The organism is Bailinhaonella thermotolerans (assembly GCF_003594875.1).
Taxonomy (GTDB): domain Bacteria; phylum Actinomycetota; class Actinomycetes; order Streptosporangiales; family Streptosporangiaceae; genus Bailinhaonella; species Bailinhaonella thermotolerans.
In genome coordinates, this window is the sequence record NZ_QZEY01000005.1 from 419,084 (window position 1) to 441,021 (window position 21,938).

The window sequence follows — 21,938 nt, forward strand, 5'->3', positions numbered from 1 at the left end:
GGTCGGCGGCAGGCGGCCCTCACCGCGAGGCGATCGCGAGGCCCCCTCCAGGCAGTGCTCTCGCCTCGGTGTATTCATATCAGTGATCGAGCAATTGCACGGTGCAATCGCCTGATCTGGTCTGGCCGGTGCTTCATGACCTGGCGGGTTGCTCCTCGGCCAGACGGGCGGCGTACGCGCCGGCCTCCTGGCGGGTGTCGAAGATGCGCAGGCGCCGGCGTAGCCCGGTGCGGGTGAACATCTCCTGGCAGTGGCCGGGGAGGCCCGCCAGAAGGAGGTGGCCTCCCCTCTCCCGCAGCCGTTTGGACAGCAGGATGACCGTTGCCAGGCCGGTGGAGTCGAAGAAGCTCACCGCGGTGAAGTCCAGGACGACGATCCGGACGCCGAGATCCTTCGCCATCGCGGCGACTCTTTCGCCTGCTCGCGGGGCCGAGATGATGTCCATGTCTCCGACGAGGAAGACGAGCAGGTACCACGGGGCCGGTTTGAACATCATGACCTGCAGCAGCGCCTGGCCTGAGTACGTCTCGTGGGGGCTGACCACGTGTGTCTCCTCAGTGACGCAATGGAATGCCGGTTGTACCCCCCGGTGCTCAACGCATGCCGTACCACCACGAAAGTGGACGTGGCATGCCGTTTCCTCGCGACACACTCCGGCCGGAGCGGGACTCACCCTCGACGCGCGCGGAGGGCGAGGTCCGCTACATGACGCTGCGCCGCGAAGACCTGGAGACCCGCTTCCCGGGCGTGCTGGGAACCATCCTCGCGGCCACTCCCCCACCCGCGTAGCGCCCATGGACAAGATCCGGTCGGTGGCGGGGCGTGGGACCGTTGGAGGATGGCGATCGACTGGTCTCGGGCGGAGATCCTTGACCTGGCCCGGGAGTTCCTGCTGGGCGAGGGGGCGGTGACGGACGGGTACACCGGTGTGGACGTGGCCGCCGAGGGAGATCGGCTGGTGGTGACCTTCCGGTGGCGGCGGGATCCGAACACCTACGCCATCGAGGAGGCGTTCCCGACGGAGCCCCGGAGCCCGTGGACCGGGATGCGGGTGAACTCGGCCCGCGAGTGGGTGGGGGACGTCTGGTCGCGGATGCGGGAGGAACTGAAGACCGGGCTGGTCTGCCGCAGCACCCGGAGCGTCCGGGACGGCCATGTCCTGCTGAACTACCGTGGCGTTCCGCGTGTCACCCCCGCTGGGTACTACATCGATGCGGTTCCCCTTGACCGGCTCGCGCGCTGCCCTTCGCCACCGCATGACACCGAGGACGTGGACGGGGACGGGGAGGTCAGGCACTACGTCGTTCTGTCGGCGGAGTCGCTGGAGAGGATTCCCCTGGCGCCCTCCGAGACCGGGACGTGGCCGGCCGCGGCGGGGATGGACGTGGCAGTTCCCCGGCGGCGGCTCGCCGAGGGGACGCTCGCCTGCTGGCTACAGGCCTACGTCGACAACGCGGACGGGGAGCCCGTCGCCGGGCATGTGGTCATGTCCTGGGAGGACGAGGGGCGTACTGTCGCCCGGCTCGACCTCGCCCATATCCAGCCGGGGGTTCCGTCGGAGGTTCGCGCCGCTCTGGTGCACTTCGCCCTCTGTGTCGTGATCGAGGAGGGGGCTCTGCGCGTGGTCACCGCGCTGGACTTCTCCGCGCTCCGCGAGCTGGGGTTCCGGCCCGGGGAGGGGGCCGGCCTCGCCCTTCACACCCGCCTCGCCCCCTCCGCCCGCTGAGCGCGCCGCTTTCCCCGTCGTACGGCCACGAGGCCGCCGCGCCGACCGTACGGCCACGAGGCCGCCGCGCCGACCGTACGGCCACGGGGGCGCTGCGCCGACCGTGCGGCCCGGACGCCGCTCCGGGCCGTACGGCGGCTGCGCCACTGGCGCCCGGCCGTACGCCTTGGGGCGCGCCGCGCTCGCCGTACGGCTGCCGCTAGCCACGGCACGCGGCCGCGGTGGCCGTACGGGCGGATGGGTTACTGCGGGAGGGGGGTGCCTGTCTCCAGGAGGGTCTTGAGGGCGGAGATGAGGTGGGGCCAGGCGGTGGACACCATCTCCCGGAGGGTGCCGCCGTCGGCGAAGCCGTCGTGGACGACGGTGAGCTTGACGACCTCGCCGAGCTGTTCGAGGTCGAACGTGACCTTGCTGCGCGGTTCGGCGGCCAGGCGGGCGCGGAGGTCCTCGGGGATGCCGCCGGCCTTCGCCCACTCCGGGGTGAACGTGTGCCAGGTGTACGAAAGGCGGCGGAAGGGGTCGGACTCCAGGACGACCTGCTCGGGGTCGGCGATGCGGTTGCCGTTCTCCGTCCAGGTCATCGGGGAGCCCGGCGCCCAGTCCGACTCCAGTTCGGCGCCCCAGTAGCGGCGCGTGAAGGCCGGGCCGGTCAGCGCCTCCCACAGCCGCTCCGGGGTGGTCTTGATGTAGGTCGTGTAGACGAACGCGGTGTCGGCCATGGTCTCCTGCTCCAATGCCGTCTTCAGGTCGGCGAGGACGCCGGCGCGCCGCCGGTCGTACCGGCTGATCCAGCGGTCGGCGATCGCGTTGACGGGGGCGGCGTCGAGGTAGTGCAGCTTCTCCCTGCCCCGCCACAGCGTCGTGACCAGGCCCGCGGCCTCCAGGACCGCCAGGTGCTTGCTGACCGCCTGCCGGGTCATGTCCAGCCCCGCGCACAGCTCGCGCAGGGTCTGCCCGTTGCGGGCGTTCAGCCTGTCGAGCAGTCTGCGGCGGCTGGGGTCGGCCAGCGCCTTGAACACCTCGTCCATCGCCTCCGCCAGAGATGAATGCAACCGACTGGTTGCATGACAGAGGATATGCAGCCGTTCGGTTGCGCGTCAACGTGGCGGAAAACGTCACCTTCGTGTCCTTGCTGCCACTCCAGCCCTGACGCGAGGATCGAGGGGTGAGTGAGCGGCTGGTCGTGTTCGTCATCTACCCCGGGTTCCAGGTCCTGGACCTCACCGGGCCGCACGAGGTGTTCTCGCAGGCCGTACGGCTGACGCCCGGCTCCTACCGGATGGAGACCGCCGCGGCGGCGGGCGGCGCCGTACGGGCCGGGAGCGGGCTCGGCGTCGTCGCGAGCATGACGACGGCCGAGTGCGCGGGGGACATCGACACGCTCGTGGTCGTCGGCGGGACGGGCCGGGACGAGGCGGTGCTGGACGGCGAGCTGATCGGGTGGATCGCCTCGGCCGCCGGGCGTTCGCGGCGCGTCGCCTCGGTGTGCGGCGGGGCGTTCCTGCTGGCCGCGGCCGGGCTGCTGGACGGGCGCCGGGCGGTGACGCACTGGGCGGGGTGCGAGCGGCTGGCGAGGGAGTACCCCCGGGTCACCGTCGATCCCGACCCGATCTTCGTCCGCGACGGGAACGTCTGGACCTCGGCCGGGATCACCGCCGGGATGGACCTGGCGCTGGCCCTCGTCGAGGAGGACCTGGGGGCCGAGACGGCGAGGGCGATCGCGCGGCGCCTGGTGATGTTCGTCCAGCGCCCGGGCGGCCAGGCGCAGTTCAGCGCGCAACTCGCCGCGCAGGCGCCCAGCCGGGAGCCGCTGCGTGAGCTGGTCGCCTGGATCGCCGAGAACCTGGACGCCGATCTCAGCGTGCCGGCCCTCGCGGAGCGCGCCGGGATGAGCGAGCGCCACTTCGCGCGCGTCTTCGCGGCCCAGACCGGGCGCACTCCCGCGGCGTACGTCGAGGACGTACGGCTCGAAGCGGCCCGCCGCCTGCTGGAGACCACGGGGACCACGGTGGATCGGATCGCCCGGACCTGCGGGTTCGGCACCTCCGAGACGATGTACCGCGTCTTCCGCCGCACGGTCGGCGTCTCCCCCGGCCAGTACCGCCGCCACTTCACGTCCCGGATGTCCGCAATCTCCTGAGGAGTCGCCATGCTAGTCGCCGTTCCGCTGTTCGATCGCTTCACGTCGCTGGACGCCGTGGGGGCGTACGAGGTGCTGAGTTTCCTGCCGGACGTCGAGGTGGTGTTCGTGGCCGCCGAACGGGGTCCGGTGCGGGACGTCCGCGGGTGGCTCGCGATGACCGCCGGGGCGACGTTCGACGAGGTCGAGTCGTGTGACCTGCTGCTCGTCCCCGGCGGCCCGGGGACGCGGGTCCTCCTGGAGGAGAACCCGCTGCTGGACTGGATCCGCCGGATGGACGCCACCAGCGAGTGGACCGCCTCCGTCTGCACCGGCTCGCTCCTGCTCGGGGCGGCGGGCCTGCTCACGGGGCTCAAGGCCACCACCCACTGGGCCTCCGCCGAGCTGCTGGAGTCCCTGGGCGCGTCCTACACGACCGACCGGGTGGTGTTCCAGGGCAAGGTCGTCACGGCCGCGGGGGTCTCCGCCGGCATCGACATGGCCCTGGCCCTGGTCGCCCGGCTCACCGACGAGCTGACCGCCCGCGCCGTCCAGCTCGGGATCGAGTACGACCCGCAGCCGCCCTTCGACTCCGGCTCCCCGCTGACCGCCACCTCCGAGATCCGCGCCCGGTTCCGGGAGCTGGCCGCCCAGCGCGCCAGGGCGTCCTGACGTACGGCGGCGCGCCCGCCTCGGGTGGGGTTGGGCGGTTCGGGTGGGTTGGGCGGGCTGGGTGGCGCTGGGGCGTTTGCGGCCGGGGTTGGGCCGCCCGGGTGAGGGTGGTCAGGCGTGATGAGGGGTTTCGCGTGGTGTGAGCGGGGTCACCCTGGGTGCGGGTTTGGATGGAACATATGGGGTCCGTGGGGCGTTGCACATAGTCACATTGCCTGGATTTTGGGCATGTGAGCTGGGCTTTCGCCCGGCGATCGGGGCTTGTCCCGCTAGCTGAGAGCACCGATCAGGCCGCCCGCGCCCTTGTTCGCGCGGGGAGTCCCTCCACGTGACTGAAACCGACCGAGTGGTCGGTATGCACGGACGCGTTCGACGCGTGTGGAGGGCCGGGCCACGTCCCTGTCTTCTCATGCGAAGGTTCTTTTCTGATCATGCGCGCCCGAACTCTTTCCACCACCCTCGGACTGACGCTGGCCGCCGGCATCGCCGTCGCCACCTCGTCCGCGGCGCTGGCCATCGACGTGACGGCCGACACCCCGCCGGTCGCCCGGAACGCCACCGTCCCGGCCCCGCCGGCCCCCGTGAAGCCCGTCGTGCCGCCGAAGCCGGTGGCCGGGCAGGTCGGGCCCGTCAAGCCCGTGGCCGCCAAGCGCGCGGCCGAGAAGCCCGCTGCCTCGCAGGCGCTGCTGACCGGGTCCACGAAGGCGTCGTACTTCTGGGACGACGCCTCCGGCCGGGCCGGTGACACCGGTATGCCGGCGATCGGCAAGCCGATGCAGAAGGGGCTGTTCTCCAGCCCGTCGTGGCCGCTCGGGACCGAGGGTTACGTGACGTACAAGGGCAAGAAGGCCGAGTTCTTCATCGGCGACCGCGGCCCGGGTGAGCCGTCGGACCGCGGCGTGATGCTGGACATCGACGCCAAGACGTTCGCCGACCTGGCCGGCGGCGAGTTCAACCCGGACACGCTCATGGTGGACGGCGCCGGCACCGGCCACATCAACGTGAGCTACACGATCACCAAGTGGGGCCCGGGCAAGGGCACCAAGGGTGAGCCCAAGCCCTTCTCCACCGGCGCCTGGGCCGCCGCCTCCGGGTGACCCCGGCGTCCCTCCGGTGACCCGCACGACGAAGACCCCCGCCACTCCGGCGGGGGTCTTCGCGTTGTCCACGACCTCGTCCCGATGTCCGATGTCCCCTGGCCCGAGTCCCGATGGCTCGATGTCTCGATGTCTCGATGCCGAGGGGCTCTCCGCCGCCGGTGTCTCGATGCCGAGGGATCTCCTCCGCCCGTCGGTGTCTCGACGTCGAGAGGCCCGGGCGGGTCAGAGTGTCTCGTCCTCAAGAGACCGGAGGGCCTCCGAGAGCCGTTCCATGGATTTGAGGATCGCGTACAGCTCGTCCTCCCCCAACCGCTCGGCCAGCTTCACCGCGAGCGTCCGCTGGTCCGGGCCGATGCGTCGTACGGCCTCCAGGCCCGCATCGGTGGGCTGGAGCAGCTTGGCGCGGCGATGGGCCGGGTTGGGGCGGTATTCGGCCAGGCCCTTCTCGACGAGGAGGTCGGCGATGCGCTGCACGCCCTGCCGCGTCATCCCCATCACCCGCGCGATCTGCGCGACCGGGAGCGGCTCGCGCAGCACCGCCCCGAGCACCTGCCACCAGGCCGCCGTGAGCCCTGCGGGCCGCGCGAGCCGTTCCGCCGCCTCCAGGAACTGACCGTTCAGCCGGAACGCGGTCAGCGCGGTCCCCGCGAGCAGCTCGGGGACCTCCGGCCGCTCACTCGCCATCGCCCGCCGCCGCCATGAGCACCGGGTAGGCCGAGGGGTCGCCCGCGCTGAACAGGCGGTACCACGCGTCGAGCACCTCCGGCGTGTAGATCCCGAGCTTGGCGAAGATCTCGCGGGCGAACTCCACCGGCGCCGTCGGCCCGGCCGTGATCAGGTCGCCGCCGGTCACCGCCGGCTCGTCGCGGTAGTGCTCGGCCCCGCCGTACCCGAAGGCGAGCAGGTAGTCCACCACGGCGCTCGTGTGCTCGCGGTCGTCCAGCAGCCCTTCGCGCGCCAGCCCGGCCGTCGCGCCGCAGATCGCCGCCACCGGCACGCCCGCCTCCAGGAAGGCGCGCGCCTTCTTCGCGAACGGCTCCAGCGCCCCGGCGTCCCAGATGTCCGAGCCGGCCAGGATCAGCATCGCGCTGTCCGCGGGCGACAGCGAGTCCAGCGTCACGTCGGGCAGGATCCGCATCCCGCCCATCGTGGTCACCGGCTCCGCCGACATCCCCACGGTCACCACGTCGTAGCGCGGACCGTGCTGCCACTCGCCGTTCCGGATGTGGGCGGTCGCGTGCCCGATCTCCCAGTCGGCGAACCCGTCGTACACACCCACGTGAACGGTCTTGCGCTCCATGTCACTCTCCTGCCCTCGTTCCGCTTATGTAAATATGCTGTCATATCGGCAACCTCTTGTCAATATGACAACTTCTTGTCATTTGTGGATCATCATCGCGGGCTGACCGGCCCGAGCACGCCGGGGTCCCCGGCCACGTGGATCGGGTCGGCTGTGGAAGGCCGGGTCGGCTGCGGAAGACCAGGCTGGCTGCGGAAGACCAGGCTGGCTGTGGATGGCCGGGTCGGCTGTGGATGGCGAGGGCGGGCTGTGGATGGCGAGGGCGGGCTGTCGAGGGCGGCGGCAGGTCGTGGGGTGCGTGTGGGCGGGCGTGGTGGCGGGTGCGGGCGGTGGGACGAGGGGCGGGGCGGTCACGTCGTGGCGGGCTGGGCGGAGGTGGGGAGGGGGAGCATGACCTCGACCCGGGTGCCGCCGCCGGGGACGGGGGCGACGATCGCGATGCCGCCGAGCTCCGCGGCCCGCTCCCGCATGGAGCCGAGGCCGACTCCGGGGCGGTGGTCCGCCGGCAGGCCGCGTCCGTCGTCGGTCACCAGCAGCCGCAGGGCCGTCCGCTCCCGGCGCAGCTCCACCCGGACGCGGTTCGCCTGGGCGTGCCGCCGTACGTTGGTCAGCGCCTCCTGGACGATCCGGTACACCACGACCTCCACGGCCGCGGGCAGCACGCTCAGGTCGCCCTCGGCCGTCACCTCGGTGTCCGCCTCCGGGAGGGTCTGCCTGGCCAGGTCCGTCACCGCCCCGGTCAGCCCGAGGTCGTCGAGGACGGGCGGGCGCAGGCCGTACACCAGTTCGCGCACGTCGCCGGTGACGGCGTCCATGCCGGCGCGCAGCTCCCGCAGCAGGGCCTCGGCCGACTCGGGCGAGTCCTTGAGGCGCTTGCGCGCGATGTTGATCGTCATGGCCATCGCGGCGAGCGTCTGCCCGAGCCCGTCGTGCAGGTCGCGCCGCAGTCTGCGGCGCTCCTCCTCCCGCGCCGTGAGGATGCGCTCGCGGGAGCGCTGCAGGTCGGCGGCCATCCGCACGGCGTGCGCCACGTCGGCGGCGTACGGCGTGAGCGTGGCCAGGACCCGCTCGTCGTGGGCCGCCGGGAAGCGGCGCGGCCCGGGCCGCCCGACGAGCAGGCGCCCGACGACCTCCCCGTGCCACACGAGCCGCACCTCGCGCGCGTCGGGCCCCACCGGCCCGCTCTCGACGTAGCGGGGCTCGCCGTCGGCCACCTCGACGGCCACGCCCTCGACCGCCAGCCCGTCCCGCAGCACGCTCACCACGGACGTCAGCGCCTCGGCCGGGTCGCCGCGCCGCAGCGCCTGGGTCAGCCGCGCGGCCAGGACGCGCGGATCGCCGACCTTGCCGTACAGCATCCGGTCCACGACCCGCTGGAGCGCGCGCCGCAGCGGCTGGAAGAACGCCCCCGCGAACAGCGCCGCGGCCAGCCCGGCGATCTGGTGGTACCCGGAGACCAGCAGGCTCGACAGCGCGCCGACGCCGAAGTAGACCGCGCCGACCACGACCAGCACCCCGGCGGCCACGAACGTCCGGCTGATCACGGTGTCGATCCCGTAGAGCCGGTACCGCATCACCGAGAACGCCACCGCGACCGGGATGAGCGCCGCCCACCCGATCGCCAGCCACATCAGGCCGGGCACGAACGCGCCCGCGACCAGGAACACCACGTACCCCGCGAACGCCAGCAGCGGCCAGCCGATCTGCCGCTTCCCCACCGGGTCCGCCCGCCTGAGCCGTACCAGCAGGGAGAGCGCGGCCAGCGCCATCGCCGTGTAGATGCCCGCCCACGCCACCGAGGAGATCAGGTCGTTGTACGGCGCGAGCGCCCGGATCTGGAGCGGGTTGGGGATCACGGCCGGGAACGGGTACCCCCGGAGGGGCGGGTCCGGCCGGAAGATCGTGCGCAGCATCTCCGTGGCCAGGGCGGCGGCCCCGAGCAGGACGACGGGCCGCCAGCGCGGCGAGGGCAGGCGCCCGTCGGGCGAGAAGAGCGGCAGCAGCGACGTGAGGGTGAACCCGCACAGCGCCCAGCCGAGCGTTCCCGGAAAGCGGAGGTGCCCGGCCAGGGTCAGGTCACCGTTCGCGGCGGCGCGGAACATCAGCGACTGCGCGAGGTCGCTGACGCCCGCCGCGAGCCCGCCCACGCACATCAGCCACGCCATGTTGAGCCGGGGCCGCTGCGCGATCAGGAACGCGCCCACGGCCGGGAACGTCAGCGCGGCGGCGGACTGCGGGGTCACGGTGACCCGGGGCAGCCACTCGGCGGGCAGCCCCGCGTAGACCAGCCACGACGCCACCTCCAGAACGGGTGACAGCACCGCCGCGACGACCGCGACGCCGACGGCCGCCACCCGCCCGGTCCGCGCCCGCATCTCCACCTCGGACGTACGCCGCACAGCACCTCCCGGACCCACGGGTTCCGCCCCGCCGGGCCGACCCCAGCATCCCGCACCCCGAGGATGGCCGTTTCACCCGATTCGCGCCACGCCACCCCCGCCCACGCCCCTCCAGCGGATCTTGTACGGCCGGCGCCGGGACGGACGAGATGGGTGCCGTTCTGGTCCCGCTCACGCCCGTCCAGCGTCCCGGCCCCGTCCTTCGTACGGCTGGCGCCGGGGCCGACGAGAGGGGTGGCGTGCCGGTCGGGCCCTGGCGGGCAGTGACACCTCGGCGAGAAGCGGGCCGGGCACGTGTCGCCCGCCTGCCCCGCCCCTCCGCCTCCACCACCCGCCAAGCTCCCCGCGCACCGATACGCCCACCCGAACCCGCGGAAGCCCCGCCCATGTTTCACGTGAAACATGGGCGGGGCTTCCGGCGCGAGCCGTACTGACAGGGCGGCAAGCGCGAGCCGTACACACCCCGGCAGATCTCGCGGTCCTGAGCAGCCGGTGGTGAGGGCGGCGGGCGCCAGGTGCGTTGAGGTGGTCAGGCGGCTCTCATGTAGGTGCGGCGGTACTCGGTGGGGGTGACGCCGACATGGAGGGCGAAGTGGCGGCGCAGGTTGGCGGCGGTGCCGAGGCCGCTGCGCTCGCTCACCTGGTCGATGGACAGCGTGGTCTCCTCCAGGAGGGACTGGGCGCGGGCGAGGCGCTGGTTGAGGAGCCACTTGTGCGGGGTGGTGCCGGTGACGGCCTGGACCTGGCGGAAGAAGGTGCGCTCGCTCATCCCGGCGCGGCGGGCGAGGCCCTCGACGGTCAGGGGCCGGTCGAGGTTCTCCAGGGCCCACTCCAGGACCGGGCTGAGGCTGTCATCGTCGCGGATCGGCACGGACAGGTCGATGAACTGGGACTGCCCGCCGGCGCGGTGCGCGGGGACGACCATGAGGCGGGCGAGCCGGTTGGCGACGTGCGCGCCGAGGTCGCGTCGCACCAGGTGCAGGCACAGGTCCAGGCCGGCCGTCATCCCGGCGCTGGTGAGCACGTCGCCGTCGTCCACGTAGAGGACCGAGTCGTCCACCTCGACCCCGGGGTAGCGCCGGGCGAGGTCCCCGGTGTGCTTCCAGTGCGCCGTGGCCCGCCGCCCGTCCAGGATCCCGGCCTCGGCCAGCGCGAACGCGCCCGTGCACAGCGACACCATGCGCGCCCCCGCCCGGGCTGCCGCGCGCAGCGCCTCGACCAGCTCCGGATCGACCGGCGCGCCATCCTCGACGACCGCATCCGGCACCGATGGGACGATCACCGTGTCGGCGGTGACCAGATCCTCCAGCCCGTACGGCGTGCTCAGCGAGAACCCCGGCAGCCCGGGCGCCGCCCTCCCCCGGGGAGCGCACAGCCGCAGGTCGTACCAGGGGTCGGCCAGCTCCGGCTGCGGCTTGCCGAACACCGCGCACGCGATGGCCAGTTCGTACACGTCCCACAGGTGCATGTCGGAGTCGTCCACCACGGCGACCGCGACCGTTCCAGCGCTCATGCCGTACACCCTATGGCGGGAAATTTGCGAATGTGGTCAGTCCTGCCACTGTCGGGGGCTGTCGGGCCGGTGGAAACCTTTGAGTCAGATGATCGCAGCGCTGACGAAACCTCAGGAGAAAACGATGCGTGAAACCGATGTGACCGTGCTCGGCCTCGGCCTGATGGGCCAGGCGATCGCCGGGGCGTTCCTCAAGGGCGGCCGGGAGGTCACCGTGTGGAACCGGACCGCGGCCAAGGCGGACGCCCTGGTGGCCCAGGGGGCCCAGCGTGGCGAGACGGCCGCCGAGGCGGTCGGCGCGAGCGGGCTGGTCGTGGTCGTCCTGACCGACTACACGGCGGTGACCGGCGTGCTCGAGCCGCTGGCGGACACCCTGGCCGGCCGCACCGTGGTGAACCTCACCTCGGGCACCGCCGCCCAGGCCCGCGAGTTCGCCGAGTGGGCCGCCAAGCGCGACATCACCTACCTCGATGGCGCGATCATGGCGATTCCCCAGGTGGTGGGCACGGACGACGCCTTCCTGCTGTACGGCGGCGCGAAGGAGGTCTACGACGCGCACGAGGCCGTCCTCCGCGACCTCGGCGCCTCCGGCACCATCCACCTCGGCGCGGACCACGGCCTGGCCTCGCTGTACGACGTGGCCCTCCTGGGGATCATGTGGGGCACGCTGAACAGCTTCCTCCACGGCGCGGCCCTGGTGGGCACGGCCGGGGTGGACGCGAAGGGCTTCTCGGAGTTCGCCAACAAGTGGATCGGCGCGATCACGGGCTTCGTCTCGGCCTACGCCGCCCAGATCGACGAGGGCTCGTACACCGCCCTCGACGCCTCCATCGACACCCACGCCGCGACCGTCGACCACCTCATCGAGGAGAGCGAGGCCGCGGGCGTCAACGCCGAGGTCCCCAAGCTCGTCAAGTCCTTCACCGACCGGGCCCGCGCCGAGGGCCACGGCCTCGACAGCTACGCCGCCATGATCACCCAGTTCCGCCGCCCCTGACCGCGAGAACCTCCCGGCGCCCGCGCCCCGCACAAGGGGGACCGCGGGCGCCTCGCCGTCCCCCGCCCTCACGCCGCCGGCAGGGCGAGCGGCCTCCCGCCACTCCGGGGAGAGGAAGCGCCCTCACGCCGGTGGAGGGGCGGGGCTTGGCGGCGGGGAGGCGGGTTCCAGCCCGGGATCAAGGCCGAACGCGGCGCCAGCCGTACGAGACCACTCCCCCGCGAGCGAGCCGGACGAGAGAGGGCGGTTGACGGTATCTCGGGGGCGGCGGATCCTGTGGGCCGGAGTGCTCTGGCGAAGGGAGCCCGCGTGTTCGGCATGGGCTGGATCGAGATGGCCGTGATCCTGTTGATCCTGTCCCCGCTCGTCGCCGTGGCGGCCGTCCTGGTGCTCCGCCGCCGCTGACGGCCCCGCCGAGCCGATCCCAGCCCGTCCCCGCCCCTCACACCACGAACGAACGCCCCGGTCCATGATCAGGATCGGGGCGTTTTGCCTGGTGGAGCTTAGGGGACTCGAACCCCTGACCCCCTGCTTGCAAAGCAGGTGCTCTTCCAGCTGAGCTAAAGCCCCTTGGTCGTCAAGGAAAGCCTACCGGGCGGGAGAGGCTGGGCGGTGCGGGGACCGGGGGGTTTTCCGGAGGGAGGTCACGCGGTCGGGGCGGGGGCCAGGTGGCGTTCGAGGATGAGGGTGGGGAGGTCGGCGATCGAGTCGAGGATGTGGGTGGCGCCGGCGGCGCGGAGGCGGGTCTCGCTGTGGACGCCGGTGAGGACTCCGGCGACGATCGACGCGCCGGCCCGGCGGCCGCAGCTCATGTCGCTCTCGGTGTCGCCCGCGACGGCCACCTGACGCACGTCGTCCACGCCCAGGCGGAGCACGGCGGTGAGGACGAGGTCGGGCCAGGGCCGGCCGCGGCCGGCGTCCTCCGGGGAGAGCGCGAGGTCCACCCGGTCCCACCAGCCCAGGGTGTCGATGACCTGGCCCAGGGTGGCGCGGCTGAAGCCGGTGATGAGGCAGACGCGGACGCCCGCCGAGGAGAGCTTGTCCAGGACCTCGACGGTGCCCGGCAGGGGCACCAGGCCGGTGCGCTCGATCGCGGACTCGAAGGACCGCTCGAACGCGAGGTTGGCGGCCTGGGCCTGGGCCTCGTTCCCGGGGAAGAGCCCCCGGAAGACGTCGATCTTGGGGCAACCCCGGGACCTGTGCACGTGGACCATGGCCCGCGCGTACGCACTGGTCCCGGGGACGATGCCCTGCGTCGCGATCGCCTCGGCGAACGCGCGCTCCACCATGGCGATGTCGCCGACGGTGGTGCCGGCCAGATCCAGGCAGGCCAGCGATATCGGTGTCACGTCGGCCACGCGCACACCCCCGCCGTCATCGGCTCGCCGTTGGCCGGCAGTCGATCAGTTGTCTCCGCCGGTGGCCTCGGTCCAGAGGTCGAGCTCGGCACGGTCGGCCTGAACCTTGCGCCAGACCAGGAGCCCCCCAATGGCGACCAGCGCCAGGACGAGCAGCTTCTTCACTGTGTGACCCCACTTCGTCGCGTTCCTCGGTGCCGGCCTCACCTTGTGATGTGAGTACAGCGCCCACTCCTACAGATGGTTGAAGCCTAGCAAGCCACGGGGTTGCCGCTCGGGTTGGATAACAAGCGAGTACCCCAAAAGAGCGCTTAAGGACCTTCCACTGCCTACTTGCGAAGAGCGTCACGTCCTTCTCACGGCCCCCTCCGGTCACGCCGCCGACATCTCCGGTCACACCGCCGGCTCCTCCGGTCACGCCGCGCCGAGCGCCACACCGGCCGCCCAGGCGATGTAGAGGAGGTTCACGGCGACGCGCCCCGCCACGCCGTACGGCCGCCACAGCGGGCTGGGGTGGTCGCGCCGGGCGTGCCGCGCGGCGTCGAGGTGCGAGGACAGGTAGCCGGTGATCAGCGCGGCGGCGGTCCACGCGCCGAGCGCACGGGTGGCCGGCACGGCGACGAGGACGCCCGTGACGATCTCCGCGACGCCGCTGAGGGCCACGAGCGCGCCGGCGTGCCGGGCGAGCGGGGTGGGGACGAGCGAGCGGAAGTACCGGGGTGCGAGGAAGTGCGTGACGCCCACGGCGACCAGGAAGACGGCCAGCGCGGCGGTGGCGATAGCGTGCATGGCGCGATGCTCCCGCCGCCGCGCTCCTGGGCGCTTGAACGGAACGATCGCCGCCTCGGGTTCGCCCGCGCGGCGGGGATCACGCTGTTCGCGGAGAGCCGGGGGTACGGCGTCGCGTGGCACACGCATCCGGCGTGGAAGATCGTGCTCGCGCTGGGCGAGGAGGACGGCCGGTCAGGCGGGGGCGAGCAGAGCGGTCGGCTGGGCGGGGGCGAGGAGGGCGGGCGGCTGGGCGGGGGCGAGGAGGACGTCCGGCCGGGCGGGGGCGAGGAGTACGGCGGGCCGGGCGCGGGCGGCCGGGGCGCGATCTCGGTTTCCGTGGCGGGCGGCCGGGCTATCCGGGCCCCGGGGGTCATCGTGCCCCCGCTGGTCCGGCACGCGTCGGCGTCCTCCGCCGGATTTGTCGCGCTCTTCCTGGATCCGTGGGCGCTGCCGCCCGGATTCCCGCTGACCCCGCTCGACCCCACCGCGGTACGGCGGGCCCTGGCGGCCCTCGGGCCCGGGGCGGCGGAGCCGGGGCGCGGGACGCCCGACCTCGCCGCCGCCCGCGCCGAGATCGCCGCCCTCGCCGGGCCCGGCCGCGTCCCCGATCCGCGCGTGGCTCACGCCGTAAGGCGCAGCGGGGGCGCGCGGTTCCTGGCCGACGTCGCGGCCGAGGTCGGGCTGTCGCCCCCGAGGCTGCGGGCGCTGGTGCGGGAGGAGGCGGGCGTTCCGCTGGTACGGCTGCGCGCCTGGGAGCGGCTGCGCGACGCGGTGGCCCGCCTCGGCGCCGCGCCGGTCGCGCCGGCCGCCGCCGACGCGGGCTTCGCCGACCAGGCCCACCTCACGAGGACGGCCCGCGCCCTGATCGGCCGCACCCCCGCCACCTTCCGCCCCTGACGCGAGCCAGGCCGGGATCCGGGGGGCGCCCCCGTTGGTCAGGTGGCGGCCGGAGGGTGACGCAGGGCCCGCCGGGCGGGGAGGACGCTCGCCAGGAGGGCCAGGACGAGGCTCAGGGCCACCACGGCGAGGATGACCGGGACGGGGATCACCAGGGGGACCTCGCCGATCTCGCCGGCCAGGCCCCGGTGCATGACCGTCAGGCCGACGGCGGCGATGGCCAGGCCGAGGAGAGTGCCGACGCCCACCACCAGGGCGGACTCGGCGGCGACCGTGGCCAGGACCTGGCGCGGCGTCGCCCCCGACAGCCGGAGGGTCCTGAAGTCGCGCAGGCGCGAGGCGGTCGCCATCAGGAGCGTGTTGGCGATGGCGAGGGCGCTGTACCCGGCGCTGATGCCGACCAGGATGACCGTGAAGATCCACACTTGCCGGTCGTCGTCGGTCTCGGCGATCCGCGTGTACTCCGCCGGAGTCACCACCTCGGCCCCGGGGCCCGGCGGGGCGTCCGGCGGGCCGCCGAGGTAGGCGACCGGCGCGAGGGCCGAGGGGTCGTGGGCGCGTACGGCGGCGCGGGGCAGCGCCACCGGCGCGGGAGCCTCCGAGTCCGGCACCACGGCGGCCACCGGGACGGCGATCGCGCGCCCGTCCTCGAAGGTCACCTCGGCCACGCCTCCCGCGCGCCAGCCGTACCGCCGGGCCGTGGACTCGGCGGCCACCAGGAACCCCGTTCCGGGCCCGGCCTCCTTCCCCGGAGCGTCGCCGCGCGGCGGGGCGGGGAGGTCGGCGGGGTCCAGGCCGAGGGCGGGGATGGGGTCGCGGCCCCGGTAGACGGTGGTGGGGAGGGGCGACCGGGCGCCCTCGGCGGCCGTGTCCGGGAGGCCGGGCGTGTCCTTCGGGGTGATCACGGCCGCGGCGCGGGCGGCGGTCGTGTCGCGCTGGGCGTAGGCGGCCGTGGTCGTCTGGACCATGCCGGTGACCAGCACGGAGAAGCCGACCGTGAGCAGGATCGGGGCGGCGGTGGAGGCCGTGCGGCGCACCGACGTCAGAGCGCTCTCGCGGACCAGCAGCCCGATGGCCCCGCGCGCCAGGGGGCGGGTGAGGAGGCGGGCCGCCGGCGGGATCACGACCGGGGCCAGCAGGGTCGCCGCGATCGTCACGGCCATCGCCGTGAACAGGCCGTACGCGCCGATGTTCCGCGCGTCGGCGGTGGCGGCGGCCACGCCGAACGGGACGGTGAGCGCCAGCGCCAGCAGGCCGAGGACCCAGCGGGAGCGGCTCATGGGGCGGGTGTCCACGGCGGCCTCGCGCAGCGCCTCCAGCGGGCGGGCGCCGGCGGCGCGGCGCGACCCCGACCAGGCGCCGAGCAGGGCGACCACCAGGCCGAGGAGGAACGCCGCGATCGGCGGCCAGGGCGAGAACCCGACGGTGAAACTCGGCGGCTGGAGTTCGGCCTCGACCAGCAGCCCGCCGAGCACCGGGGCGGCCAGCGCGCCGAGCGCCACGCCGAGCGGGGCCGCGACCAGCCCGACCGCGAGCGCCTCGCCGTACACCGTGCGCCTGATCTGGCGCGGGGTGGCCCCGACGGCGCGGAGCAGGCCGAACTCACGCCGGCGCTGCGCGACCCCGAACGCGAACGTCGAGGCGACGACGAAGACCGAGACGAATCCGCCGAGGGCGGCCACCGCCGTCAGCACCTGCAGGCCGATCCAGCGCAGCTTGCGGTCTCCGGCGGGCTCGGCCTCGGCGCGAGCGTCCCCCGTGAGCACGCTTCCCGCCCCGCCCACGATCGCTCGGGCGGCGGCCGCGACCGCCGCCTCGTCCGCGCCCGGGGCCGTGCGGAGCCCGATCACGCGCACCCCGCCCGCGAGCCGCGCCGCCGCCGCGTCCCCGACGTACAGGCCGGGGCCGTCCGTGACCCCGCTGACGGTGTACGGCGCGGGCCCGGCGGCGGTGAGCACGGTGAGGCGGGAGCCCGGCGCGAGCCCGAGCGCGGTCCCGGCGACGACCTCGCGGTCACCGCGCGGCGGCGCGCCCCGCACGATCCGGTACGGCGAGAGCGCCGCGCCGGACCAGGCGCGGCCCGTGACCTCCCCCGCGACGGGACGCCCGCCGACGACGGGCTGGGCGTAGAAGGAACGGTCGGGGACCGCGGCCGCCACGCTCGGAATCCCCCGCAACCGGGTGACCAGCGCGGACACCGTCTCCGGCGACCACGGGACCGGCTCGGCGAAGACCCCCTCCCCCTGGGCGGCCGCGGCCGGGGCGCGCACGAGAACCGGCGCGGCGGCGTAGTGCTCCGGCGGCCGGGGCGCGGCTGAGGTCAGCATGAGCGCGGACAGGGACAGGATCGCGGCGCCCAGGACCAGCGCGACGAACGAACCGGCGAACGCGGCGCGGCGGCCGCGGACCATGGCCAGGCTCAGCACGCGTCCTCCAGGTGGGCCAGGCGGGCGGCGATCGCCTCCGCGTCGAGGTCGCCGGACATCTCCCCCGCGACGCGGCCGTCGGCGAGCAGGAGCAGCCGGTCGGCGTACGCGGCGGCGACGGGGTCGTGGGTGACCATGACGACGGTCTGGCGGTGCTCGTCCACCAGGCGGCGGAGCAGGCCGAGCACCTCGCGGGAGGTGCGGCTGTCGAGCGCCCCGGTGGGCTCGTCGGCGAAGAGCACGGCGGGGCGGGTGATCAGGGCGCGGGCGATCGCCACGCGCTGCTGCTGGCCGCCGGACAGCTCGCTGGGCCGGTGGCCCGCGCGCTCGGCCAGGCCCACCTCGGCCAGCGCCGCGCGCGCCCGCGCGGGCTCGGGGCGGCGGCCGGCGAGGCGGAGCGGGAGGGCGACGTTCTGCTCGGCGGTCAGGGCGGAGACCAGGTTGAACGCCTGGAACACGAACCCGACGCGCTCGCGGCGGAGCAGGGTGAGCGCGGTCTCGTCGAGGCCGCCGAGGTCGGTCCCGGCGACGATGACCTTGCCGTCGGTGGGCCGGTCGAGGCCGGCGGCGCAGTGCATGAGCGTGGACTTGCCGGAGCCGGAGGGGCCCATCACCGCGGTGAAGGTGCCCTCGGGGAAGCCGGCGGTCACGTTGTCGAGCGCGGTCACCGGGGAGCCGCCGGCCCCGCCGTACACCTTGGTCACGGACCACAGCTCCACGACGTCGCGAGGGGTGTTTGTCATGCCCCCAAGCCCATCGGAGCCGGGGCCGCCGGTCATTGGCGCTGGGGCGAGTCCCCGCGGTCACCCTGGGGCGAGGGGGAAAGGTATACCTGGCACTACCGACCGGGCTCGGGGCGGCGGGTAGCGTCGAGGGGTGTCGAGCGCTTTCGAGGCCATGACCAGGAGTCCCGTCCCCTTCCTCACGTCGTCGTGGCCGTGGCGCTCCCTGGCGTACCTGCTCTCCGGCGGGGTGCTCGGGATGGGCGTGCTGATCCCGGTCGTGGGGTTGGTGCTCACCCAGACCGTCGCCGGGCTGGCCGCCGTGGCCGTGATCGGGCTGGTCCTGGCGATGGCGGCCGGGCCGCTGGTGATGCGGTTCGAGCGGTGGCGGCTGCGGCTGCTGGACCCCGCGCCGCTGCCCGCGGGACCCTCGCACGGGCCGTGGCGGACCCGGCTGCGCGACTCGTCGATGTGGCGGGAGCTGGGGTACACCTTCGCGTCGATGCTCGCGCTGTGGTGGATCGACCTGGGCATGCTCATCCTCGCGGTGGGCATCCCGAGTTCGCTGATGACCGCGCCGTTCCAGCCGGGCTCGCCGGTGTTCCTGGACGTGATGGCGCCGCTCGCCGGGCTGGGCACGCTGCCGCTGGCCGCCTACCCGATCACCGCGTGGGCCGGGGGCCGGGCCGCGATGACGCGGGCCCTGCTCGTCCCCCGCGAGGCGGAGCTGGGCGAGGTCGTGCGGTCGCGGGCCCGGCTGGTGGACGCGTTCGAGGTCGAGCGCCGGCGCATCGAGCGCGACCTGCACGACGGCGCGCAGCAGCAGCTCGTGGCGCTGACGGTGACGCTGGGCCTGGCCCGCCTCGACCTGCCGCCCGGATCGCCCGCCGCCGACCGGGTGGAGAAGGCCCACGCGCAGGCCAAGCGGGCGCTGGCCGAACTCCGCGAGCTGATCCGCGGCGTCCACCCCCACGTCCTCACCGACCGGGGTCTCGCCGCCGCCACGCGGGACCTGGCCGCCCGCTCCCCCGTCCCGGTCGAGGTGGACATGGAGTTCCCCTCGCGCCTGCCCTCCGCCGTCGAGGTCGCGGCCTACTACGTGGTCTCCGAGGCCCTCGCCAACGTGGCCAAGCACAGCGGCGCGACCCGCGCGTGGGTGAGGGGGCGCCTGTCCGCCCAGGGCACGCGCCTCCTCCTGGAGATCCGCGACGACGGCAAGGGCGCCGCCGACCCGGCCAGGGGAACGGGCCTGACCGGCCTGGCCGATCGCGCCGCCGTACTCGACGGCACCCTCGCCCTCTCCAGCCCCCCGGGCGGCCCCACCCGCCTGACCCTGGAGATCCCCCTTCGCCAGGAGACCTAGAAACCACTGCCCGGCCCAAGGAGTCCCAATGTTTCACGTGAAACATGGGAGATCACCCGGGTAGCCGGGGCACCGACGTATCGCCCAGCGAGATGTGACGACCAAGGCGAAGATCCCGTACGGCTGGCGCCGGGCCCGACCTTGATCCCCTCGCCGAAGCCGCCCCCCAGCACCCGAAACCTCGGCCCACCCCCCGCGAGGGCTCTCCCTCTCTAGGGAGTGGTGCGACCCCCCTCGCCCGGTCGCGCAACCCTCGTCCGCTCCCAGGGCGAATCCTCCGCGCCCCCTGCCACGTCTGACCCGGCGCGATGCCGGCACGTCTACGGACCAGGAGCGGGCGGCGGGACCACCACTCCGCAGAGAGGCAGCGCCCTCACGGGTTACGGCGTGGGGGATCGCGCGTCGGCGGGGGTGCTTCAGCCTGGAGATCAAGGTCAGCGGGGCGCCAGCCGTACAGAACCCCTGGTAAGAGACGGGACCCCCGGCAAGAGACGGGAACGCGGCAAGGGACGGGACGTCGGCGGAAAACAGGAAGGCGGCAAGGGACGGGACGGTGGCAAGAGGCGAAGCTTGGCAAGAAGCGGAACTCCGGTAAGAGGCGGAACTCCGGTAAGAGGCGGAACCCCGGCAAGAGGCGAAGCTTGGCAAGAAGCGGAACCCCGGTAAGAGGCGGAATCCCGGGCGAAAAGGAGCAGCGGTGAAGGAGCCGGGGCGGGCGGAATAGGGTGCGGGGATGAGCGGGGTTGGAGCGGGGTTCGACGGGGTGGCCGGGGAGTACGACGGGGACTCCTTTCACCGGGTGGTGGCCTGGCGGCTGGTGGAGACGGTGGCCGGGGACGGGCCGCCGGGGACGGTGGTGGACGCGGGCACCGGGACCGGGGACGCGGCCTTCGCTGCGGTGCGGGTGCTGGGGGCGCGGCGGGTGGTGGCGGTGGACGTCTCGCCGGGAATGATCGCGGTGGCCAGGGAGAAGGCGGCGGCGCTGGATCCGGAGGGGCGCATCGAGTGGCGCGTGGGGGACGCGGTGCCCGCGCCCGTGGACGTGGCCGACCTCGTGGTCTGCGCGTCGGCGCTGCACTTCCTGGGACGGCGGGCCGTGCTGGACTGGGGGCGCGTGCTCCGGCCCGGCGGACGCGTCGCCTTCACGCTGCCGTCCGCGGAGACGTTCCGGCCGTCCGCGGAGATGGCCGCGCTCCTCGCCCCGGACATCCCGATCCCGGCGAGCGTGGAGGAGGCCGTGGCGGTGGCCGCCGAGGGCGGGTTCCCTGACGCGGCCGGGGCGCGGATCGAGGCCGGCGGGCGGGCGGTGTTCCTCGTGCGCGCCACGAAGACGGCTTGACCTCTAGTTCGGTTGAGGTTTCATGATGGGCTTCCCAGTGGCGACGACGGGGAGTTGATCATGTTCGCGATTCGGCAGTACGAGTTCGGCCCGGCGGAGAACCTCCGGTACGAGGAGGTGGCCGATCCGGAGACCCGGCCGGGCACGGTGCGGATCTCCGTGCGGGCCGCCGGGGTGCACCTGGTGGACACGAAGATCCGGCAGGGCGGCGCGGGCGGGCCGTTCGCCCTCCCCGAGCTGCCCATGACGCCGGGCCGGGAGGTCGCGGGGGTCGTGGACGCCGTCGGGGACGGCGTGGACCCCTCCTGGGTGGGCAAGCGTGTCGTGGCGCACCTGGGGATGGCGAGCGGCGGGTACGCCGAGAAGGCCGTGCGCGAGCTGGAACACGTGCACGAGATCCCCGCCGACCTGTCGTACGAGGCGGCGGTGGCGATGATCGGCACCGGGCGCACCACGATGGGCATCCTGGAGGCGGCGGCGCTGACCGCCGACGACGTCGTGATCGTGACGGCGGCGGCCGGCGGGATCGGGAACCTCCTGATCCAGGAGGCCCGGCACGTCGGCGCCACGTCGGTGGGGCTCGCGGGCGGACCCGCCAAGGTCGAGCTGGTGCGGGGGCTGGGCGCGGACGTCGCCGTGGACTACACCCTGCCGGACTGGGAGGACGAGGTACGCCGGGGGCTGGCCGGCCGCGAGCCCACGGTGCTGCTGGACGGGGTCGGCGGCGACGCGGGGAACCGGGCGCTGAAGCTGCTCGCGCAGGGCGGGCGGATCATCATGTTCGGCTGGTCGGGCGGCGGCCCGCTGGAGATCACCACCGAGGTCCTGTACGCCGGGGGCCTCACCGCGTCGTTCGGCATCGGCCCGCGGGTCAACCGGCCCGGCGGGATGCGCCCCTTCGAGGAGGCCGCGATGCGGGCGGCGGCGACCGGCCGGCTCGTGCCCCTGATCAGCGAGCCCTTCGCGCTCAAGGACGCCGCCGCCGCCCACACCGCCCTGGAGAACCGCGCCACCACCGGCAAGGTCGTCCTCATCCCCTGACCTCGCCATCCCCCGGCGTCGGGCCGGCGCCACGCCCCGCCGCCCGCGTGACCACAGGGCTCCGCGCCCCGCCGCCCGCGTGACCGCAGCCCACCGCGCCCCGCCGCCCGCGTGACCACAGGGCTCCGCTCCCCGTCGCACGACCACGGGTCACCGTCGCGCCTCGCCACCCGCGCGATCACGAACGTCTCCCCT

General features: G+C 73.9%; 21 protein-coding genes and 1 tRNA gene. 10 read left to right on the forward strand and 12 right to left on the reverse strand.

Annotation, left to right across the window (positions count from 1 at the left end; all coding sequences use genetic code 11):
- Window positions 1-133 precede the first annotated feature (133 nt).
- Window positions 134-544: an STAS domain-containing protein gene (locus tag D5H75_RS41620; RefSeq protein WP_202638236.1), complete on the reverse strand. Its 411-nt coding sequence runs from the start codon at window positions 542-544 to the stop codon at window positions 134-136.
- 86 nt (window positions 545-630) lie between these two features.
- Between D5H75_RS41620 and D5H75_RS41625 the strand changes: the two genes are divergently transcribed.
- Window positions 631-789 carry a hypothetical protein gene (locus tag D5H75_RS41625; RefSeq protein WP_202638237.1) on the forward strand — a complete coding sequence of 53 codons (159 nt, stop codon included), beginning with the start codon at window positions 631-633 and terminating at the stop codon, window positions 787-789.
- 49 nt (window positions 790-838) lie between these two features.
- Complete coding sequence (locus D5H75_RS17315; protein WP_119927486.1) at window positions 839-1,726, forward strand: hypothetical protein; 888 nt, start codon at window positions 839-841, stop codon at window positions 1,724-1,726.
- A 242-nt stretch (window positions 1,727-1,968) separates the two neighbouring features.
- Here the strand turns inward: D5H75_RS17315 and D5H75_RS17320 are convergent, their stop codons facing one another.
- On the reverse strand, window positions 1,969-2,754 hold the full coding sequence (locus D5H75_RS17320) for an ArsR/SmtB family transcription factor (RefSeq protein ID WP_119927487.1): 786 nt from the start codon (window positions 2,752-2,754) through the stop codon (window positions 1,969-1,971).
- 137 nt (window positions 2,755-2,891) lie between these two features.
- Here D5H75_RS17320 and D5H75_RS17325 point away from each other — a divergent pair, with 137 nt between their 5' ends.
- The 3 genes from D5H75_RS17325 (at window position 2,892) to D5H75_RS43150 (ending at window position 5,614) form a co-directional block, all read left to right on the forward strand.
- The gene (locus tag D5H75_RS17325; protein WP_119927488.1) at window positions 2,892-3,866 is read left to right on the forward strand and encodes a GlxA family transcriptional regulator; all 975 of its coding nucleotides are present in this window, start codon (window positions 2,892-2,894) and stop codon (window positions 3,864-3,866) included.
- Window positions 3,867-3,875: 9 nt separating this feature from the next.
- Complete coding sequence (locus D5H75_RS17330; protein ID WP_119927489.1) at window positions 3,876-4,517, forward strand: DJ-1/PfpI family protein; 642 nt, start codon at window positions 3,876-3,878, stop codon at window positions 4,515-4,517.
- A 431-nt stretch (window positions 4,518-4,948) separates the two neighbouring features.
- Window positions 4,949-5,614 (forward strand): hypothetical protein, encoded by a 666-nt coding sequence (locus D5H75_RS43150; protein ID WP_242454297.1) that lies wholly within the window; start codon window positions 4,949-4,951, stop codon window positions 5,612-5,614.
- 225 nt (window positions 5,615-5,839) lie between these two features.
- Here the strand turns inward: D5H75_RS43150 and D5H75_RS17340 are convergent, their stop codons facing one another.
- From D5H75_RS17340 to D5H75_RS17355, 4 genes are all read right to left on the reverse strand, one after another.
- The gene (locus D5H75_RS17340; protein ID WP_119927490.1) at window positions 5,840-6,301 is read right to left on the reverse strand and encodes a MarR family winged helix-turn-helix transcriptional regulator; all 462 of its coding nucleotides are present in this window, start codon (window positions 6,299-6,301) and stop codon (window positions 5,840-5,842) included.
- The gene (locus D5H75_RS17345; protein WP_119927491.1) at window positions 6,291-6,917 is read right to left on the reverse strand and encodes a type 1 glutamine amidotransferase family protein; all 627 of its coding nucleotides are present in this window, start codon (window positions 6,915-6,917) and stop codon (window positions 6,291-6,293) included. Before D5H75_RS17345 ends, D5H75_RS17340 begins: the two co-directional genes overlap by 11 nt.
- A 350-nt stretch (window positions 6,918-7,267) precedes the next feature.
- Window positions 7,268-9,316 carry a sensor histidine kinase gene (locus D5H75_RS17350; protein ID WP_242454298.1) on the reverse strand — a complete coding sequence of 683 codons (2,049 nt, stop codon included), beginning with the start codon at window positions 9,314-9,316 and terminating at the stop codon, window positions 7,268-7,270.
- 529 nt (window positions 9,317-9,845) lie between these two features.
- Window positions 9,846-10,784, reverse strand: a complete 939-nt coding sequence (locus D5H75_RS17355; RefSeq protein ID WP_479688594.1) for a GlxA family transcriptional regulator — start codon at window positions 10,782-10,784, stop codon at window positions 9,846-9,848.
- Between the two features lie 169 nt (window positions 10,785-10,953).
- Between D5H75_RS17355 and D5H75_RS17360 the strand changes: the two genes are divergently transcribed.
- A complete protein-coding gene (locus D5H75_RS17360) occupies window positions 10,954-11,826 on the forward strand; it encodes an NAD(P)-dependent oxidoreductase (RefSeq protein ID WP_119927492.1) in 873 nt (290 codons plus the stop codon).
- A gap of 494 nt (window positions 11,827-12,320) precedes the next feature.
- Here D5H75_RS17360 and D5H75_RS17365 read toward each other — a convergent pair.
- The 4 genes from D5H75_RS17365 to D5H75_RS17375 form a co-directional block, all read right to left on the reverse strand.
- A tRNA-Ala gene (locus tag D5H75_RS17365) sits at window positions 12,321-12,396 on the reverse strand.
- A gap of 74 nt (window positions 12,397-12,470) precedes the next feature.
- Window positions 12,471-13,184, reverse strand: coding sequence for an HAD family hydrolase (locus D5H75_RS17370; RefSeq protein WP_242454299.1), 714 nt, complete (start codon window positions 13,182-13,184; stop codon window positions 12,471-12,473).
- Between the two features lie 45 nt (window positions 13,185-13,229).
- Window positions 13,230-13,349 carry a DLW-39 family protein gene (locus D5H75_RS43155; protein ID WP_242454300.1) on the reverse strand — a complete coding sequence of 40 codons (120 nt, stop codon included), beginning with the start codon at window positions 13,347-13,349 and terminating at the stop codon, window positions 13,230-13,232.
- A 249-nt stretch (window positions 13,350-13,598) separates the two neighbouring features.
- Window positions 13,599-13,973: a DoxX family protein gene (locus D5H75_RS17375; protein WP_119927493.1), complete on the reverse strand. Its 375-nt coding sequence runs from the start codon at window positions 13,971-13,973 to the stop codon at window positions 13,599-13,601.
- A gap of 6 nt (window positions 13,974-13,979) precedes the next feature.
- On the opposite strand from D5H75_RS17375, the gene D5H75_RS41630 reads away from it, so the two are divergent.
- Window positions 13,980-14,852, forward strand: a complete 873-nt coding sequence (locus D5H75_RS41630; RefSeq protein ID WP_202638238.1) for a helix-turn-helix domain-containing protein — start codon at window positions 13,980-13,982, stop codon at window positions 14,850-14,852.
- Window positions 14,853-14,890: 38 nt separating this feature from the next.
- On the opposite strand, the gene D5H75_RS17390 is transcribed toward D5H75_RS41630, so the two are convergent.
- Together D5H75_RS17390 and D5H75_RS17395 are read right to left on the reverse strand one after the other, a co-directional pair.
- Window positions 14,891-17,278, reverse strand: coding sequence for an ABC transporter permease (locus D5H75_RS17390; RefSeq protein WP_202638239.1), 2,388 nt, complete (start codon window positions 17,276-17,278; stop codon window positions 14,891-14,893).
- Window positions 17,272-18,021 carry an ABC transporter ATP-binding protein gene (locus tag D5H75_RS17395; protein WP_119927494.1) on the reverse strand — a complete coding sequence of 250 codons (750 nt, stop codon included), beginning with the start codon at window positions 18,019-18,021 and terminating at the stop codon, window positions 17,272-17,274. The genes D5H75_RS17390 and D5H75_RS17395 overlap by 7 nt, the downstream gene beginning before the upstream one ends.
- 133 nt (window positions 18,022-18,154) lie before the next feature.
- Here D5H75_RS17395 and D5H75_RS17400 point away from each other — a divergent pair, with 133 nt between their 5' ends.
- The 3 genes from D5H75_RS17400 (at window position 18,155) to D5H75_RS17410 (ending at window position 21,743) form a co-directional block, all read left to right on the forward strand.
- Entirely contained in the window at window positions 18,155-19,363 is a 1,209-nt protein-coding gene (locus D5H75_RS17400) for a sensor histidine kinase (protein WP_242454301.1), read from the forward strand.
- A 733-nt stretch (window positions 19,364-20,096) separates the two neighbouring features.
- Window positions 20,097-20,702, forward strand: coding sequence for a class I SAM-dependent methyltransferase (locus D5H75_RS17405; RefSeq protein WP_119927496.1), 606 nt, complete (start codon window positions 20,097-20,099; stop codon window positions 20,700-20,702).
- Between the two features lie 60 nt (window positions 20,703-20,762).
- Window positions 20,763-21,743 carry a zinc-binding dehydrogenase gene (locus tag D5H75_RS17410; protein WP_119927600.1) on the forward strand — a complete coding sequence of 327 codons (981 nt, stop codon included), beginning with the start codon at window positions 20,763-20,765 and terminating at the stop codon, window positions 21,741-21,743.
- Window positions 21,744-21,938: the final 195 nt, after the last annotated feature.